The 15,810-nt window shown below is 57.2% G+C and carries 18 protein-coding genes; 14 read left to right on the forward strand and 4 right to left on the reverse strand.

All coding sequences use genetic code 11. The features are described 5' to 3' along the window. Positions 1-98 precede the first annotated feature (98 nt). From HZ995_RS15045 to HZ995_RS15060, 4 genes are all read left to right on the forward strand, one after another. The gene (locus HZ995_RS15045) at positions 99-1,241 is read left to right on the forward strand and encodes a bifunctional 2-C-methyl-D-erythritol 4-phosphate cytidylyltransferase/2-C-methyl-D-erythritol 2,4-cyclodiphosphate synthase (RefSeq protein WP_209356465.1); all 1,143 of its coding nucleotides are present in this window, start codon (positions 99-101) and stop codon (positions 1,239-1,241) included. Further along, positions 1,238-1,726 carry a phosphatidylglycerophosphatase A family protein gene (locus HZ995_RS15050; RefSeq protein WP_209356466.1) on the forward strand — a complete coding sequence of 163 codons (489 nt, stop codon included), beginning with the start codon at positions 1,238-1,240 and terminating at the stop codon, positions 1,724-1,726. Before HZ995_RS15045 ends, HZ995_RS15050 begins: the two co-directional genes overlap by 4 nt. Next, positions 1,723-2,196: a CinA family protein gene (locus HZ995_RS15055; RefSeq protein ID WP_209356467.1), complete on the forward strand. Its 474-nt coding sequence runs from the start codon at positions 1,723-1,725 to the stop codon at positions 2,194-2,196. Before HZ995_RS15050 ends, HZ995_RS15055 begins: the two co-directional genes overlap by 4 nt. 158 nt (positions 2,197-2,354) lie before the next feature. Continuing rightward, positions 2,355-3,536: an ammonium transporter gene (locus tag HZ995_RS15060; RefSeq protein ID WP_209356468.1), complete on the forward strand. Its 1,182-nt coding sequence runs from the start codon at positions 2,355-2,357 to the stop codon at positions 3,534-3,536. A 45-nt stretch (positions 3,537-3,581) separates the two neighbouring features. Here the strand turns inward: HZ995_RS15060 and HZ995_RS15065 are convergent, their stop codons facing one another. Beyond that, positions 3,582-4,025, reverse strand: coding sequence for a type II toxin-antitoxin system RatA family toxin (locus HZ995_RS15065; RefSeq protein ID WP_209356469.1), 444 nt, complete (start codon positions 4,023-4,025; stop codon positions 3,582-3,584). Positions 4,026-4,105: 80 nt separating this feature from the next. On the opposite strand from HZ995_RS15065, the gene hpt reads away from it, so the two are divergent. From hpt to HZ995_RS15080, 3 genes are all read left to right on the forward strand, one after another. Then, complete coding sequence (gene hpt / locus HZ995_RS15070) at positions 4,106-4,648, forward strand: hypoxanthine phosphoribosyltransferase (protein WP_209356470.1); 543 nt, start codon at positions 4,106-4,108, stop codon at positions 4,646-4,648. A gap of 106 nt (positions 4,649-4,754) precedes the next feature. Beyond that, positions 4,755-5,213: a c-type cytochrome gene (locus HZ995_RS15075; RefSeq protein WP_209356471.1), complete on the forward strand. Its 459-nt coding sequence runs from the start codon at positions 4,755-4,757 to the stop codon at positions 5,211-5,213. Between the two features lie 6 nt (positions 5,214-5,219). Continuing rightward, positions 5,220-6,098, forward strand: a complete 879-nt coding sequence (locus HZ995_RS15080; protein WP_209356472.1) for a cytochrome c — start codon at positions 5,220-5,222, stop codon at positions 6,096-6,098. 62 nt (positions 6,099-6,160) lie between these two features. Here the strand turns inward: HZ995_RS15080 and lipA are convergent, their stop codons facing one another. Beyond that, complete coding sequence (lipA, locus tag HZ995_RS15085) at positions 6,161-7,114, reverse strand: lipoyl synthase (RefSeq protein WP_209356473.1); 954 nt, start codon at positions 7,112-7,114, stop codon at positions 6,161-6,163. A 221-nt stretch (positions 7,115-7,335) separates the two neighbouring features. Between lipA and HZ995_RS15090 the strand changes: the two genes are divergently transcribed. Beyond that, positions 7,336-7,884, forward strand: coding sequence for a peroxiredoxin (locus HZ995_RS15090; RefSeq protein ID WP_209356474.1), 549 nt, complete (start codon positions 7,336-7,338; stop codon positions 7,882-7,884). 51 nt (positions 7,885-7,935) lie between these two features. Here HZ995_RS15090 and HZ995_RS15095 read toward each other — a convergent pair whose 3' ends face one another. Next, on the reverse strand, positions 7,936-9,021 hold the full coding sequence (locus HZ995_RS15095) for a DUF6456 domain-containing protein (RefSeq protein ID WP_209356475.1): 1,086 nt from the start codon (positions 9,019-9,021) through the stop codon (positions 7,936-7,938). A gap of 238 nt (positions 9,022-9,259) precedes the next feature. Here HZ995_RS15095 and HZ995_RS15100 point away from each other — a divergent pair, with 238 nt between their 5' ends. After that, the gene (locus tag HZ995_RS15100; protein WP_209356476.1) at positions 9,260-9,544 is read left to right on the forward strand and encodes a DUF6477 family protein; all 285 of its coding nucleotides are present in this window, start codon (positions 9,260-9,262) and stop codon (positions 9,542-9,544) included. Between the two features lie 9 nt (positions 9,545-9,553). On the opposite strand, the gene HZ995_RS15105 is transcribed toward HZ995_RS15100, so the two are convergent. Then, positions 9,554-11,098: a trimethylamine methyltransferase family protein gene (locus HZ995_RS15105; protein WP_209356477.1), complete on the reverse strand. Its 1,545-nt coding sequence runs from the start codon at positions 11,096-11,098 to the stop codon at positions 9,554-9,556. 223 nt (positions 11,099-11,321) lie between these two features. Here HZ995_RS15105 and guaA point away from each other — a divergent pair, with 223 nt between their 5' ends. From guaA to HZ995_RS15130, 5 genes are read left to right on the forward strand one after another with little or no spacing between them, the layout of a single operon-like run. Then, positions 11,322-12,881, forward strand: a complete 1,560-nt coding sequence (guaA, locus tag HZ995_RS15110; RefSeq protein WP_209356478.1) for a glutamine-hydrolyzing GMP synthase — start codon at positions 11,322-11,324, stop codon at positions 12,879-12,881. Further along, positions 12,872-13,519, forward strand: a complete 648-nt coding sequence (locus tag HZ995_RS15115) for a YdcF family protein (protein WP_209356479.1) — start codon at positions 12,872-12,874, stop codon at positions 13,517-13,519. Before guaA ends, HZ995_RS15115 begins: the two co-directional genes overlap by 10 nt. Before the next feature lie 27 nt (positions 13,520-13,546). Next, on the forward strand, positions 13,547-14,455 hold the full coding sequence (locus HZ995_RS15120) for an NAD-dependent epimerase/dehydratase family protein (RefSeq protein ID WP_209356480.1): 909 nt from the start codon (positions 13,547-13,549) through the stop codon (positions 14,453-14,455). Positions 14,456-14,508: 53 nt separating this feature from the next. Next, positions 14,509-14,844, forward strand: coding sequence for a hypothetical protein (locus HZ995_RS15125; RefSeq protein WP_209356481.1), 336 nt, complete (start codon positions 14,509-14,511; stop codon positions 14,842-14,844). After that, complete coding sequence (locus HZ995_RS15130; protein ID WP_209356482.1) at positions 14,841-15,716, forward strand: DMT family transporter; 876 nt, start codon at positions 14,841-14,843, stop codon at positions 15,714-15,716. The genes HZ995_RS15125 and HZ995_RS15130 overlap by 4 nt, the downstream gene beginning before the upstream one ends. Positions 15,717-15,810: the final 94 nt, after the last annotated feature.

Raw genomic sequence — 15,810 nt, forward strand, 5'->3', positions numbered from 1 at the left:
GCGCCGGAATTTCGGCTCCAATTTAAGCATGTGCCTATTTTTTAGGCAACACACCTAGGTCGATTGCGCAAAGCCTGATCTGGTCATAGACAGGCCCTATGAGTGAGCAGCACCAGAAAACAATTGCCCTGATCGTCGCCGCAGGCCGAGGCACGCGCGCCGGAGGGGCATTACCCAAACAATGGCAGCCTCTGGCGGGTCGCCGCGTGGCGGACTGGGCGCTCAAGGCTTTCCGAAACCATCCAAAGGTGGACGAGAGTCTGCTGGTCGTACACCCTGATGATGCACAGTTTTATGACAGCCTGGATGTAAAAACCGTGCATGGCGGCGCAACGCGTGATGCATCGGTGCGCGCGGGGCTCGAGGCTTTGGTTGGGACGGGCGCGACTCATGTCCTTATTCACGATGTGGCGCGCGCAACGGTGCCGGAACATGTGATTACAGGTGTGATCGACGCCCTGAAAACCAGCAAGGCCGCGGCCCCTGCCTTGGCGGTCTCGGATGCGCTTTGGCGGGGTGAAGACGGTCAGGTCTCGGGCACGCAAAATCGCGCAGGTCTATTCCGCGCACAAACCCCGCAAGGGTTTGATTTTGAAACCATTCTGGCAGCGCATCGATCCTTTCACGGGCAAGCGGCTGATGACGTCGAGGTCGCACGCGCGACTGGCGTAAACGTCACGATCACCGAAGGCGACGAGGCCAATCTGAAAATTACAACGCCCGGGGATTTCGCCCGCGCGGAACGCATTTTGCGAGGGACTATGGATATTCGACTGGGCAACGGCTTTGACGTGCATGCCTTTGAAGAGGGTGATCATGTTGTGCTTTGCGGGGTCACGCTCCCGCACGACAAAGCGCTCAAGGGGCACTCAGACGCCGATGTTGGCATGCATGCGGTTACAGACGCGATCTATGGCGCGCTGGCGGAAGGTGACATTGGGCGGCATTTCCCCCCAAGCGAGATGGAGTGGAAAGACGCCGACAGCGCGATTTTCCTGAAACATGCGGTGGATCTGGCAGCGTCCAAAGGGTTCACGGTCAGCAATATTGACTGCACCCTGATCTGCGAGCGCCCCAAGATCGGGCCGAATGCCGCTAAGATGATCTCGCGGATGGCAGAGCTGATGGATATGGACGAAGACCGCGTCAGCATCAAAGCCACCACCAGCGAACGCCTTGGCTTTACAGGCCGCGAAGAAGGCATCGCAGCCCTCGCCACCGCGACATTGGTGAAATCATGAGCAAATTCATCGCGACTGTCTTTTATGTCGGCTACCTGCGTCCTGCACCGGGCACTTGGGGGTCTTTGGCTGGGGTGCTCTTTGCCTTGATCATTCAAATTTTTGGCGGCTTTCCGACTTTGGTCGCTGCCACTGTCATTGTATTCCTCATCGGCTGGTGGGCCACCGCGGCCATGACGCGCGGCAGTGACAATCACGACCCCAGCGAGGTTGTCGTCGACGAAGTCGTCGGCCAATGGATCGCGCTATTTGTCGTAAGCTATGGCACTTGGAAAATGGACCTCCCTGCCCTTGCCATGTATCCTGGCTGGATTGCAGGCTTTTTCTTCTTCCGCCTCTTTGACATTTGGAAACCCTCTATTGTCGGTTGGGCCGACCGTCGCGGAGACGCCTTGGGCGTGATGCTGGATGACGTCTTTGCGGGTGTCTTCGCAGCCATCGCGGTCACCATATTGGGTGGCCTCTATCACATGGTGATCCTGTGACACTCGCCGAAGACCTCCTAGCGATCGCCAAAGCCAAAGGCGTGGTGATCGCGACAGCCGAAAGCTGCACTGGCGGGATGGTCTCGGCAGCGATCACTGACGTCGCGGGATCTTCGGCGATCCTTGATCGGGGATTTGTCACCTACACCAATGACGCGAAAATCCAGATGCTCGGCGTGTCACCTGCAACCCTTGACGCCCATGGGGCCGTGTCAGAGCAGGTCGCACGCGAAATGGCCGAGGGCGCCGTTGCGCATAGCAATGCCACCATCGCCGTCTCGATCACGGGGATCGCAGGCCCCGGTGGTTCCGAGTTTAAACCCGAAGGTCGCGTCTGTTTTGGCATCACTTCGAAAACCGAAACCATCACAGAAACGGTGGAATTTGGGGCAATCGGGCGAAATAATGTGCGGGATTCGGCCAGAAATCACGCCTTGCGCCTGCTAATCACCGCCTCATCTCAATTTTGATTATTTTTTAGCCGTTAGCGGTATTTTTTAGCATATTTTTTAATCATGCCGCAAAACGCATATAAAATAGACACCGCAAACAAAACTGCCGCTTTGTTTTGCACCTTTCATCCGCTTTGACCCCCTGCAACGGTTCTTAAGAAGATAAGGGGAAGATCATGAACGGAGCGGATACCGCCTGGATCATCGTCGCCACGGCGCTCGTGCTGATGATGACACTGCCGGGGCTGGCACTTTTTTACGGAGGCCTCGTGCGCGCGCGCAACGTCCTCAGCGTCTTTATGCATTGCTATGCGATTGCCTGCTTGATGAGCGTTCTGTGGCTCGTCTTTGGCTACTCCATCGCCTTTGGCGGCGGCACGTCGGGATACTGGGGTGGTCTGGACAAGATGTTCCTGTCGGGCGTCACCACGGATAGCCTGTCTGGCACCCTGCCCGAGGTTCTTTTCTTTGCATTCCAGATGACCTTCGCGATCATCACACCAGCGCTGATCGTTGGCGCCTATGTGGAGCGCATCGGCTTTGGCTTTGTGCTGCTGTTTTCCGCGCTATGGATGCTGATCTGCTACGCGCCGGTTGTGCACTGGGTCTGGGGCGGCGGCCTCCTCGCGGATGGCGGCATCTTTGGCGATAGCGGCGTGCGTGACTTTGCAGGCGGCATCGTGGTGCACGAGACCGCGGGTATCGCGGCGCTGGTGATCGCGGTTCTGCTAGGCGCACGTAAGAACAGCACAACGCCTCCGCATGCACCTTGGATGGTCATGGTTGGCGCAGCACTTCTGTGGGTCGGTTGGTTCGGCTTTAACGGCGGCTCTCAGCTCGCGGCAGACGGCGGCGCGGCGATGGCTCTGACCGTCACCCATATCTCTGCAGCCACCGCTTCCCTGACCTGGGCCCTGTGGGAGAAATTTAAATACGGCAAAGCCTCTCTGGTGGGTCTGGTCACCGGTACCATCGCAGGTCTGGCGTCTATCACACCGGCATCCGGTTTTGTCGGCCCTGTTGAGGCGCTGATCATCGGTGCAGTTGCAGGCGTTCTCTGCCAAGAGGCCGTGAACGTGATCCGCAACATGCTGAAAATTGACGACACGCTCGATGTCTTCGCAGTTCACGGCGTGGGCGGCATCTTCGGCACCATCATGATCGCGGTCTTCGGCCAAGCGTCTTTCGCAGCGCAGCTCGGATCACTGGCGATCGTGGGTGTGTTCACTCTGGTTGTGACCTTTGTGCTGGTGAAAGTCGTCGGTATGATCACACCGCTGCGTGTGGATGAGGAAACAGAGACCACCGGCCTGGACCTGACTGTACACGGCGAACGCGCTTACGACGTCAGCTCGTAATGCCATCAAAAAATTGAAATCGGGCGCTCTTCGGAGCGCCCTTTTTTATGCGTAAAGCTCGGCCGCGCGATTTTCAAAGGCGCGCACGATGCGGTTCATGGCCTCGTTGAAGACAACGCCGATGACGCCCTGCAAGATCGCATTTTTGAACTCGAAATCGACAAAGAAATCGACTTCGCATCCGCCCTCTACGTCTTTGAATTTCCAAGTAGACTTGAGGTATTTGAACGGGCCATCCAGATATTCTGTATCTATGGATTTCTCGCTTTCAAACAGCGTCACCCGCGACCCGAATTTCTCGCGAAACACTTTGAACGAGATCACTAGATCCGCCAGCATGACCTCTGCTGCGCCCTCAGGCACGCGCGAGCGAATGCGCGCAGCCGCGCACCAGGGTAGAAACTGCGGATAGGACGCCACGTCTGCCACCAGCGCATACATCTGCGTCGCCGTATAGGGCAGCACTCGAGTTTCGGAATGGCGTGGCATTTTCGTTCTTTGACCGCTCGGTTGTCCTTGATCCTTCGCGCCCATTTCGTATGGTTGGCGCGGAAATTCAAGGGGGCAGCATGACACAGCCAGCTTATGTGATCGACAAAATGATCTCGGCCAAAAGCATCGACGCGCGGATCGAAGAGCTTTGCAGCGAAATCCGGCGGGAGTTTGCGGACACGGACAAGCTGGTTGTTGTGGGGCTGTTGCGTGGCTCTTTCGTCTTTATCGCAGATCTTGTGCGAGAGCTGGACCTACCGGTCGAAGTCGACTTCCTTGAGGCGTCCTCCTACGGCGACGCCATGGAAAGCAGTCGCGAGGTGCGGATCCTCAAAGATCTGCGTGGCGAAATCGAAGGCCGCGATGTGTTGGTGGTGGAGGATATCGTCGACACGGGGCACACGCTGCACCATGTGTCTCGCTTCCTGCAGAACCGATCCCCGCGCAAAATGAAGACCATTGCGCTGTTGGACAAACCCAGCCGTCGCGAAGCCGATGTGCGCGCCGATTGGGTGGGCTTTGAGATCCCCGATGAATTCGTTGTCGGTTATGGCATTGATTACGCTCAAAGAAACCGGAACCTGCCCTTTATCGGCAAGGTACGTTTCGTCGAGGAATAGGCGGAGTTCACGACATCGTGAAGCCAAATTTGGGTCATGCTTCCCAAATCGCGCCCAGCGTTGCTACACTCGTGGAAAGTAGATTTACCAGCAGGAGTGTTACACCATGGCCAAGAAACTACTCACCACCCTTACATTGATGGCCTCAATGACAGCCGGCGCCGCCTTTGCCGGCGGGCATATCGAGGGCGCAATAAAGGCCCGGCAAGGTCAGATGCAACTTTACGCACATTACCTTGGCATCCTTGGCGGCATGGCGCGCGGCAATGCGGATTATGACGCCGCAGCGGCGCAGGCCGCAGCAGACAACCTGCTGGCGGTGGCGTCTCTGAACGCGGGTTCTCTCTGGCCACAGGGCTCTGATATGGACAGTGCGGAAGGTACCCGCGCGAAGGCGGCGATCTGGGAGAACTTCCCTGATGTGGGCGCGAAATCCATGGCGCTGACAAGTGCTGCAGCCAATATGGCCACTGCAGCAGGCACCGACCTTGACTCCCTGCGCGCCGCGATGGGCGATCTGGGCGGCACTTGTGGTGCATGTCACAAGGCCTATCGGGGTCGCTAATCCCCTATGGGACGTTTTATCCGTTTGATCTTTGTGCTGGCCCTTCTTGGGCTGGCCGTTTTCTTTTTCGTGACGCGACCCGGACAGGTCGACAGCGCCAGCTTTGACGGTCTGACAGCGGATCCGGTACATGGCAAAGACGTGTTTCATGCCGCGGGCTGTGCATCCTGTCACGTCGCCCCAAAGGCCGAGATCGGCGATGCTCCGGTTTTGGCGGGCGGTCAGGCCTTTCCTTCGGATTTCGGGACCTTCTATGCGCCTAACATCTCGCCGGATCCAGTGGCGGGGATTGGCGGCTGGAACACGGTTGACTTCGCGAATGCGGTTCAGAAAGGCGTAAGCCCTGCGGGGAAACACTATTATCCCGCATTTCCCTATGTGTCCTACGCCAAGATCACGCCGCAGGATGTGGTGGATCTGAAGGCCTTTATGGAGACCCTACCCGCCTCTGGCGAAGCGAACACTCCCCATGATGTGGGGTTCCCCTTTAGCTACCGACGCGCTTTGGGCGGATGGAAACTGCTCTTTGGGGCCAGCGACTGGGTTGTGAGTGATGTTGGAACGCCTGAACTGGAGCGCGGCCGCTATCTGGTCGAAGCGCTAGGACACTGCGGCGAATGCCATACGCCGCGGAACGCACTAGGTGGCTTGGATCGCGCGTCGTGGCTGACTGGATCTGTCTTGCCGGGCGAAGGCAAAGTGCCAGGTATCACCCCATCAGAGCTTGATTGGAGCCCTGAAGACATCGCCTATTATCTGGAAAGCGGCTTCACACCCAGCTTTGACAGCGCCGGCGGCGCAATGGCGCATGTGGTTGAGAACATGTCGAAATTACCAGTAGAGGACCGCAACGCGATTGCGGCCTATGTGGCGTCTTTGCCATAAATGAAACCGCCGGAGGCTCGGGTTGGAGCCTCCGGCGGGGATATTTTCAGCAAGAGAAAGACTTAGGCACGCGCGAGTTTTGCGCGGCGGTTGTCGCGCAGGCGGACGAAGTCATCGCCTGCGTGATAGGAGCTGCGGGTGAGCGGTGTGGCTGAGACCATGAGGAAGCCTTTGCCATAGGCGGCTTTCTCGTATTGCTCGAACTCTTCTGGCGTCACGAAACGGTCCACCGCGTGGTGCTTCGGGGTTGGCTGCAGATACTGGCCGATGGTCAGGAAATCGATGTCGGCGGCGCGCATGTCTTCCATGACTTGCATCACGGCCTGACGGTCTTCGCCAAGGCCGACCATGATGCCAGATTTGGTGAAGATCTCTGGGTCGAGTTCTTTGACGCGCTGCAACAGGCGCAGAGAATGGAAATAACGCGCGCCAGGGCGCACTTCTGGGTAGAGGCCCGGGACGGTTTCAAGATTGTGGTTGAAGACGTCAGGTTTCGCGTCGGTCACGATTTTCAGCACCGAAGGATCACAGCGGATGAAGTCCGGTGTCAGGATTTCAATCGTGGTGCCCGGGCTGCGGTGGCGGATCGCGCGGATGGTTTGGGCGAAATGCTCGGCTCCGCCGTCTTCGATGTCGTCACGATCCACCGAGGTGATGACCACGTGGTTAAGGCCAAGTTTCTGGACCGCATCGGCCACGCGGCCCGGTTCAAACGGGTCCAGATCCTCTGGTGGCTTGCCGGTGGCGATATTGCAGAATGTGCAGGCGCGGGTGCAGACCTCGCCCATGATCATCATGGTCGCGTGACCCTGGGACCAGCATTCGCCCGCGTTTGGACAGGCCGCCTCTTCGCAGACTGTCGCAAGGTTATGCTCGCGCATGATCTTTTTGGTCGCGTTATAGCCCTCTCCTGTTGGCGCCTTGACGCGGATCCATTTGGGTTTCTTCGGCTGGGCATTGTCCGGCCGATGGGCTTTTTCAGGATGGCGCTGCTCTGGGATCTTCAGGTCTCTCACGCGGCTCTCCTCTGCACTCGTTCAAGCTTTGGAACTGCTAACATAGCTCTAGATTTACGCAAGGGCCAGTCATGCAGGGCAGCTATGCGTTTTGCGCCCACCTGCCTAAGCAGATGGCAAAGGCGTTTTGCGGCCCCGTCGCCGGCACGCAAGCTGTTGAAGCCCTTCGGGAATCGCCTTATGCCGCAGTGCAGAACTATCCTATCCCACAGAGGCTCCTTATGTTTGCAGGACAAAAACTCCCCAATGTCACCTTCCGCACGCGCGTTCGCGACGACAGCATCGAAGGTCCAAACCCCTTCCGCTGGCAGGACATGACCACCGCAGATTACTTTGAAGGCAAGCGCGTTGTGCTGTTTTCCCTGCCGGGTGCGTTCACCCCGACATGCTCGACATACCAGCTGCCAGGCTTTGAGAACGGCTTTGCTGATTTCGCGGCCGAAGGCATCGATGCGATCTATTGCATGTCTGTGAACGACTCTTTTGTGATGAACAAATGGGCCGAAGCGCAGGGCATCAAAAACGTCGGCGTAATCCCTGACGGCTCTGGTGAATTCACCCGCAAAGTCGGCATGCTGGTGGACAAAGACAACCTCGGGTTCGGCATGCGCTCCTGGCGCTATGCGGCTGTCATCGACAATGGCGTTGTTGAGGCCTTCTTTGAAGAGCCAGGCCGCGACGACAACCACCCAGAGGATCCTTATGGCGAAAGCGCGCCAGAGAATGTTCTGAGCTATCTTAAGAACAAGGTCGACACTGTCGCGGCCTAAGCCTCTGTGAAAATTACGTAAAAGGCCCGCGACTATCGCGGGCCTTTTTTGTTACCAGATCAGATCGCCGACCTCGGGATCGCAATTGCGGTAATGTTCAGCAAGCCTCGTCAAGGCGATCCGCAGAACCACTTTGCCCGACCGCGCAGGCCACCCGAGGTGTTTTTCTGTCGCCTCCATACCGTCCATGTGACAGCAGCACCTGAGGACCACATCCGACAACCCATCGCCCAGAGTTTCGAGCGCGGCGGTCACCCGGGCCCGCGCTGTCGCTGGTCCGCTTGCCGGAGACCTTGAGGACTTGGTGGTTTGCGTTGGTGTCAGGAAATGGGACCAATCTTGCGTTAGCCCCGGCTCTAGATGTGCCAGTTCAAAATCCTCGCGCAACCGCTCCCCTGCCCGCACCAGCTCACGCGACAGGTACGGTGTGCCATCCTTGTCACGGCGACGGGCCAGCACAGCCATCGGGCCCTCAGAACTGTGAAAGCGGACACGGCCGACTTGGCGCGCCTGAGGTTGGGTTTCAAACTCGGCCTGTGCCTCTTGAAACCCCGTTGCAGAATTTTCGCGCCGCGCCAATAGCCTCTGCAGAGCCGCCCTTCCCTGCGGCGTGATCACATAGCGTGCCACCCGCCCGCCGGACTTGCAGGAAATCCAATCCTTGAGCGCCATGGCCTCTGCTACCGCGCGGTCCGTGACTGCCGTGCGCTCACTTTGCCCGTTCAATCCCTCGCGCATGACCACGGCCTTATCAAGATCCTGTGCGACCGCAAGAATGGCGCCTGAATGACTAAGGCCCGTCAGGACCTCAAGGGCCGCTGCATCCAAAGTTTCGTCGCTGGCTGGGGGATCAACTACATGACCATCCATCCCAATTGTCTCCGTCGCTGAGAGGGGCGGTTTGGTCGGAGACACGCGGGCGCTGAGTGCAGCCAAAGCGGAATCGATCAAGGGATCGTCACGACGGGATTCAACCCGCCTGATCTGGCGCATGATGGTCGATGCATGACATTTGGAATGTCGCGCAAGCTCTCGAATTGAAACACCTTTTTCCGTATGGGCCAAGTAGCGCACCGCATAGGGTGGCACCCAGGTGGGAATGCTGTTCAGGTTGTGGTCTCTGGTCCTCTCCGACATGTGAAATACCCCACGGAAGGTACACAAAACTGCCCTTTTTATCCGCGTTATTGTCCCCGGATTTATCCACACGCTAGGCAGCATTGGTTACCGACGCGTTAAAATATGCGTGCGGATCCGATGATTGTTTCCATTTGGTAAACAGTGCCTGAGGTGCCCGCACGGTGCTTTACGTCCACGCAACACCCCAATGGGCCGTGGCACGCTTGGCTGCGATTCCAGAAAAGGGGACAGAGTCATGGATATCTTGCAGCGCATGAACCGCCTAAAGCGCCCACCAATCCTGGTGCGCGCCGCCAAAGAAGGCGCCCTCAGCTATCGGCGCGACACACATCTGAAACGCTTTTTCGGAGAGGTGCCTCCGATGCAAAGCAAGGATCTTTTGGGACGTCTTTTGCATCTTGAGGATCAAAGCAACGATCAAAGACTGGCAGAAACGGCTGACTATTCCGTCACGCGCCACGTGGACATTTTGATCGCAGTCATAGGCGAAGCGCAGATTTTCCGCGCCTCGCAGTCGTAGATTGCGCCCTTAGATAAAGGCGTCTGGCATGGACGCCTTTTTCTCAGCCACATAGGCGTTGAGCGCCTCTTCGATGGCCGGATCAATCGCCGGTTTCTGGTAGTTGTCCAGCAGGGTCTTGACGCGATTGGCCGCAAGGGTTTGCGTATCGCGCGCGCCCTCTTCTTCCCAGGTTTCAAAGGGCTTGTAGTCCAGGAGTTCCGAGCGCCAGAAGGCCGATTTGAAGTTCGCCTGCGTATGGGCACAGCCCAGATAATGACCGCCTGGTCCGACTTCGCGGATCGCGTCCATCGCTTGGCCGTTCGTGTCAATCGCAACGCCTTCGGCCATTTTCTGCAGGATGCCGAGCTGGTCTGCGTCCATCACGAACTTCTCGAAAGACGACACCAGACCGCCCTCAAGCCAGCCACAGCTGTGCAGCATGAAGTTCACGCCGCCCATCAGCGCCGCATTATGCGTGTGTGCAGTTTCATAGGCCGCCTGCGCATCTGGCAGTTTGGAGCCACAGAGACCGCCACCCGAACGGAACGGCAGCCCCATGCGACGGGCCAGTTGGCCTGCGCCATAGAGGATCTGGCTCGCTTCAGGCGTGCCGAAGGTTGGTGCACCAGAGCCCATGTCGATCGAGGTCACGAAGGCCCCAAAGATGACCGGCGCACCTTTGCGAATGAGCTGGCTATAGGCGATGCCCGCGAGGACTTCGGCCATGACCTGTGTCAGAGTGCCAGCCACAGAGACAGGCGCCATTGCACCGCCCACAATGAACGGAGACACGATGCAGGCTTGGTTGTTCTTGGCGTAAACCTCAAGTGCGCCCATCATCACATCGTCAAATGTCATCGGCGAGTTGATGTTGATGAGCGAGGTCATGACGGTGTTGTCTTGAACGAAATCCTTGCCAAAGAGAATGCCCGCCATATCCACAGAATCCTGCGCGCGGCTTGGTTCCGTGACTGACCCCATGAAGGGCTTGTCACTCAGCGTCATATGCGCGAGCAGCATGTCCAGGTGACGTTTGTTAACCGGAATATCGGTTGGTTCGCAGACCGTGCCACCGGAGTGGTGGAGGTATTTGGACATATAGCCCAGCTTCACGAATTTCTGGAAGTCATCCATGGTCGCATAGCGACGCCCACCATCCACATCACGCACGAACGGAGGGCCATAGACCGGTGCACAGACCAGAGAGTTGCCGCCAATCACAACGGATTTTTCCGGATTGCGGGCGTGCTGAGTGATTGTCGACGGAGCAGTTTTACACAGCTCACGTGCCAAACCGCGCGGGATGCGAACGCGTTCACCTTCGACGGTGGCACCGGCCTCTTTCCAGCGCTCCAGAGCGGCTGGGTTGTCGACAAAGTTAACACCAACCTCTTCGAGGATGGTTTCAGCATTGGTCTCGATGATCTCGAGCGCCTCTTCGGTAAGGATCTCAAACAGCGGGATATTGCGTTCGATATACTTAGCGGTTTCGATCTTGATCGACCCACGTTCTGCACGGCGGGCTGCGCCCCCGCCTCCACGGCTACGACGACGAGATGTTGCTTCGGCCATTTTGTTCCTCACCCTCAGGCGTTAAAAGTTGATCTTATCTAGCCCGCCCCCATTTGTCGCCACCGAGGGATTGCGGCTATTTGCCGAAAAAAGCGACATTTGACGCGCGGATTTGTCGCCTTTAGGGGCTTTGCCCCTCGCGCCCTAGGGCGCTCACCCCAGAGTATTTGCTGCAAGATGAAAGCGGCTTGCGATTTTTGGGGTTTTGGCATATCCGCCCCCCATGACAGAGACATCCCACGACCGCCTGCTTATTATCGACTTTGGTAGCCAAGTGACGCAGCTGATTGCCCGTCGTTTGCGCGAGCTGAATGTCTATTGTGAAATCCACCCATATCAGAATGTGACCATGGAAATGGTGCGCGAGATGGCGCCCAAAGCTGTGATCTTTTCCGGTGGGCCTGATAGTGTAACGCGCGAGGGATCTCCGCGTGCCCCGCAGGAGATTTTCGATCTGGGCGTTCCGATTTTGGGCATCTGTTATGGCCAACAGGTGATGATGCATCAGCTGGGTGGCAAGGTTGAGTCGGGCCATGGCACGGCAGAGTTCGGGCGCGCCTTTGTGACGCCTCAAAACGAGCTGTCGATTTTGGAAGGTTGGTTCACCGAGGGTGACGAGCAAGTCTGGATGAGCCACGGCGACCATGTCTCTGAAATTGCTGAGGGTTTTGAAGTCTATGGCACCTCCCCGAATGCGCCTTATGCGATCACGGCGGATGTCTCCCGGAACTTCTATGCGGTGCAATTCCACCCCGAGGTGCATCACACGCCGCGCGGGGCGAAGCTTTATGAAAATTTCGTCAAACTGGCAGGTTTTTCCGGCGATTGGACCATGGGTGCTTATCGCGAAATCATGATCGAGAAGATCCGCGAACAGGTAGGCGACAAAAAGGTCATTTGTGGTCTTTCAGGCGGGGTCGATAGCTCTGTTGCGGCGGTATTGATCCATGAAGCCATTGGCGATCAACTGACCTGTGTGTTTGTCGATCACGGGTTGCTGCGCAAAGGTGAGGCCGAAGAGGTCGTCACTATGTTCCGCGACAATTACAATATGCAGTTGATCCACGCGGACGAGCAAGAGTTGTTCCTTGGCGAGCTGGACGGGCAATCCGATCCGGAAACCAAGCGTAAGATCATTGGCAAGCTGTTCATTGACGTGTTCCAGAAACATGCGGACACGATTGAGGGTGCAGAGTTCCTTGCCCAAGGCACGCTTTACCCTGATGTCATTGAATCCGTGAGCTTTTCCGGCGGGCCTTCGGTGACCATTAAATCGCACCATAACGTTGGCGGCTTGCCTGAGAAGATGGGGCTAAAGCTGGTTGAGCCTCTGCGTGAGCTCTTCAAAGACGAGGTCCGTGCTTTGGGCCGTGAGTTGGGCTTGCCTGCGTCCTTCATTGGACGTCATCCCTTCCCCGGGCCCGGTCTGGCGATCCGCTGTCCCGGCGAAATCACCCGCGAGAAACTGGCGATCCTGCGTGAGGCCGATGCGATCTATATCGACCAGATCCGCAAACACGGCCTCTATGATGAGATCTGGCAGGCCTTTGTGGCGATCCTGCCTGTGCGCACAGTCGGCGTGATGGGCGACGGGCGCACATATGACTACGCCTGCGCGCTGCGCGCGGTGACCTCGGTGGATGGCATGACCGCGGATTACTACCCGTTCAGCCATGAATTCCTTGGCGAAACCGCGACGCGGATCATCAACGAAGTCAAAGGCATCAACCGCTGCACCTATGACATCACTTCCAAGCCTCCGGGCACGATTGAATGGGAATAAAGCGCGCGTTTCTCAAGCTGTTGCGCCTTGGGGTGGTTGTCTATGCAGCCACCCTTTTTGCGGTCATTGGATGGAGTTTTTTGTGGCCCGCGCCTGATTTCTCTGAACTTCCAAAAGTCGAGACCGTCGTTTGCCTTGGTGCCGGTCACAATAAAGACGGCAGCATCGGGAAATACTCAAACCAAAGAGCGAAAACCTGTTCGGATCTGATCCTTGCCGGCAAGGCTCAGCACGTGATTATGACCGGCACGAGCCAAATTGACACCTCCGTGGCCGAGATGATGGCCGATGTGGCGCGCGCTGATGGGGTGAGCGATGAGGCGATCACCGAAGAGCGCCTTGCCCGTTCCACACTCCAAAACGGTCTGTTCTCAATGCCATTTCTGGACGCCCAAAAGCCCGTTTTTCTAGTAACCGACAGCTTTCATCTCCCTCGCAGTTGGATCAGCTTTCGCTGGGCTGGCTATGCAGACCTTATCCTTGTCCCTTCCAGCGCACGCGACGGCGAAAGCTGGGTCTGGCCGCGCCCATGGGCTTTGATGCGCGAACCGCTGGCTATTTGGTTCAATCTGATCCGCGGCGGCCTCTGGACGTTGGCCAATCGTTTTGGCGTAGAAAACACCGCCTGGCTTATGTAGCCTGTGGCCAAAAGCGCAGGACATCTCATGAGCAGCCCAACCCAGCCCCATATCGTGGTTACCGGTGCCAATGGCTTTATCGGCACACATGTTATGCACGCTTTGGCCCATGCCGGAGAATATCCGGTGGGGCTGTGCCGCAGGCCGACAAAGGGCCTCGTGCATGGGTTCGATCTGGAAAACCCAGGCGATTATGCGCAGGTTTTGAAAGGCGCGAAAGCCGTCGTGCATTGTGCCGCCCGTGTGCACGGGCGCGAGGACAAGGCAACCGAGCTTGCCGACCACATGAAAGCCAATCGCGATGGCACCGCCGATCTTGTCGCGCAGGCAGAGGCCGCTGGGGTTGAGACGTTTATCTTTCTTTCGACCGTCGCGGTCTATGGGGTGAACGCAAGCAGCACAGTGCTGGATCTAAACCACCCAACCGCGCCCAATACAGCGTATGGCAAAGCCAAACTCGAGGCCGAAGAGGTTGTTTTCAAAAGCAAAATGCGCGTGGTGATCCTGCGTGTGCCGCAGGTCTATGGCCCTCATGGGCCTGGCCTCTGGGGACGCATGTTGCGTATGGCCAATGCGCCTTATCCGTTGCCTTTGGGATTTGTCCGCAACCAGCGCAGCATGATTGCCGTCCAAAATCTGGCCGATTTGATCCGTCATTGTGTTCAATCAGCCGATGTGCCGTCTTTGATCCTTGCAACGGATCACGCAGACATCAGCACCACGGACATGATGCGCCGCCTGCGCAGAGCCTTTGGGCGCGCGCCGCGTCTATTCCCAGCCCCGTTCCCTATTCTGTGGCTGGGGGCCAAGGCCATGCGGCGCTCTTATCTGTATGACACCTACTACCGATCCCTAAGGTTCACCCCGACAGACTGCAGCTGGACCCCGCCCCTAAGCCCGGCTGACGCCTTGGCAGCTTGCGCACCAAAACGGTAATTTTACTTTCCAATTACCGCGGAACCAGACACAGTCTGCCAACGGAGGACATTATGGGTCGCACCACTCTCGCAGCGCTTTTACTGGCCAGCCCTTTGGCGGCAGAGGATTTTATTTGTTCAGGCACGGCGCCAGATTGGTCTTTGACGATCACCGGGTCAGAGGCGATCTTTGACTATCAGCGCAAGAACAGCTTTCAGATCCCCGATACGGCCCGTGCCGAAGGCCAAGACTGGCCCCGCGCCAAACCCTTGATCGGGGATTTTGACACGGCGGTTGTGATCTTGGATCAGGCCATATGTGAAACCGGTCCGATTTCGGTAGACATCCTCACGCAACGAGGTCAAACACCCATCCTCTTAACCGGTTGCTGCGAGATCAAAGAATGAGTGATAGCCTTAAAGGCGTTTTGTGGATGCTGGGCTCTGTGCTGTCCTTCACGGCCATGGCCATTGCAGGCCGCGCCGTGAGCACCGAACTTGATACATTCGAGATCATGCTGTTCAGAAGCCTCTTGGGCGTGACAATCATCAGCCTGATCCTGACCAAAACCAAAGCCTGGGACCAGATCACCGGCCGCGACTTTCACCTGCACTTGGGCCGCAACATCGCGCATTTCACAGGTCAGAACCTGTGGTTCTTTGCCCTTGCCTCAATCCCCCTCGCACAAGTCTTTGCACTTGAATTCACAACACCGATTTGGGTGATCCTTTTGGCACCGATTTTCCTGAAAGAACGGTGGAGCCTTTCGACCCTACTTTGTGCGGCACTTGGATTTCTGGGCATCCTCGCCATTGCCCGCCCCGGCGTGATCCCCATGGGGGTCGGCTTTATCACTGCAGCCTGCTCGGCCATTGGCTTTGCGATCACGATGCTCTTCACCAAGCATCTGACGAAGCGCAATTCAACCATCACAATCCTGTTTTATCTGACGTCCATGCAGGCCGTCTTTGGCCTGATCTGCGCAGGATATGACGGAGACATCACCTTCCCGTCGCTGTCATCTCTGCCCTATGTCATCCTGATCGGCCTCACTGGATTGACCGCGCATTGGAGCATAACCAGCGCGCTGCAACTCGCTCCGCCCTCTTTGGTTGCGCCTGTCGATTTCATTCGGTTGCCTTTAATAGCTGTCGTAGGGGCAGTTTTTTATGGGGAATCCGTCGACAATTGGTTAATTTTGGGGGCTTCGTTGATTTTGGCAGGCAATTACGCGAACATACTGTTGCAATTGCGCGCCACTCGGACTTCGGCGTCATAAATTCGACACAACTTGACGTGGTGTCAGCCGTTGACCGAAAAATAATGTTTTCCGTACCTTAGGCGCAGGGAAATTAAAATGCGCTTAGGGAGGC

Source organism: Cognatishimia activa, from assembly GCF_017798205.1.
Taxonomy (GTDB): Bacteria; Pseudomonadota; Alphaproteobacteria; order Rhodobacterales; family Rhodobacteraceae; genus Cognatishimia; species Cognatishimia activa_A.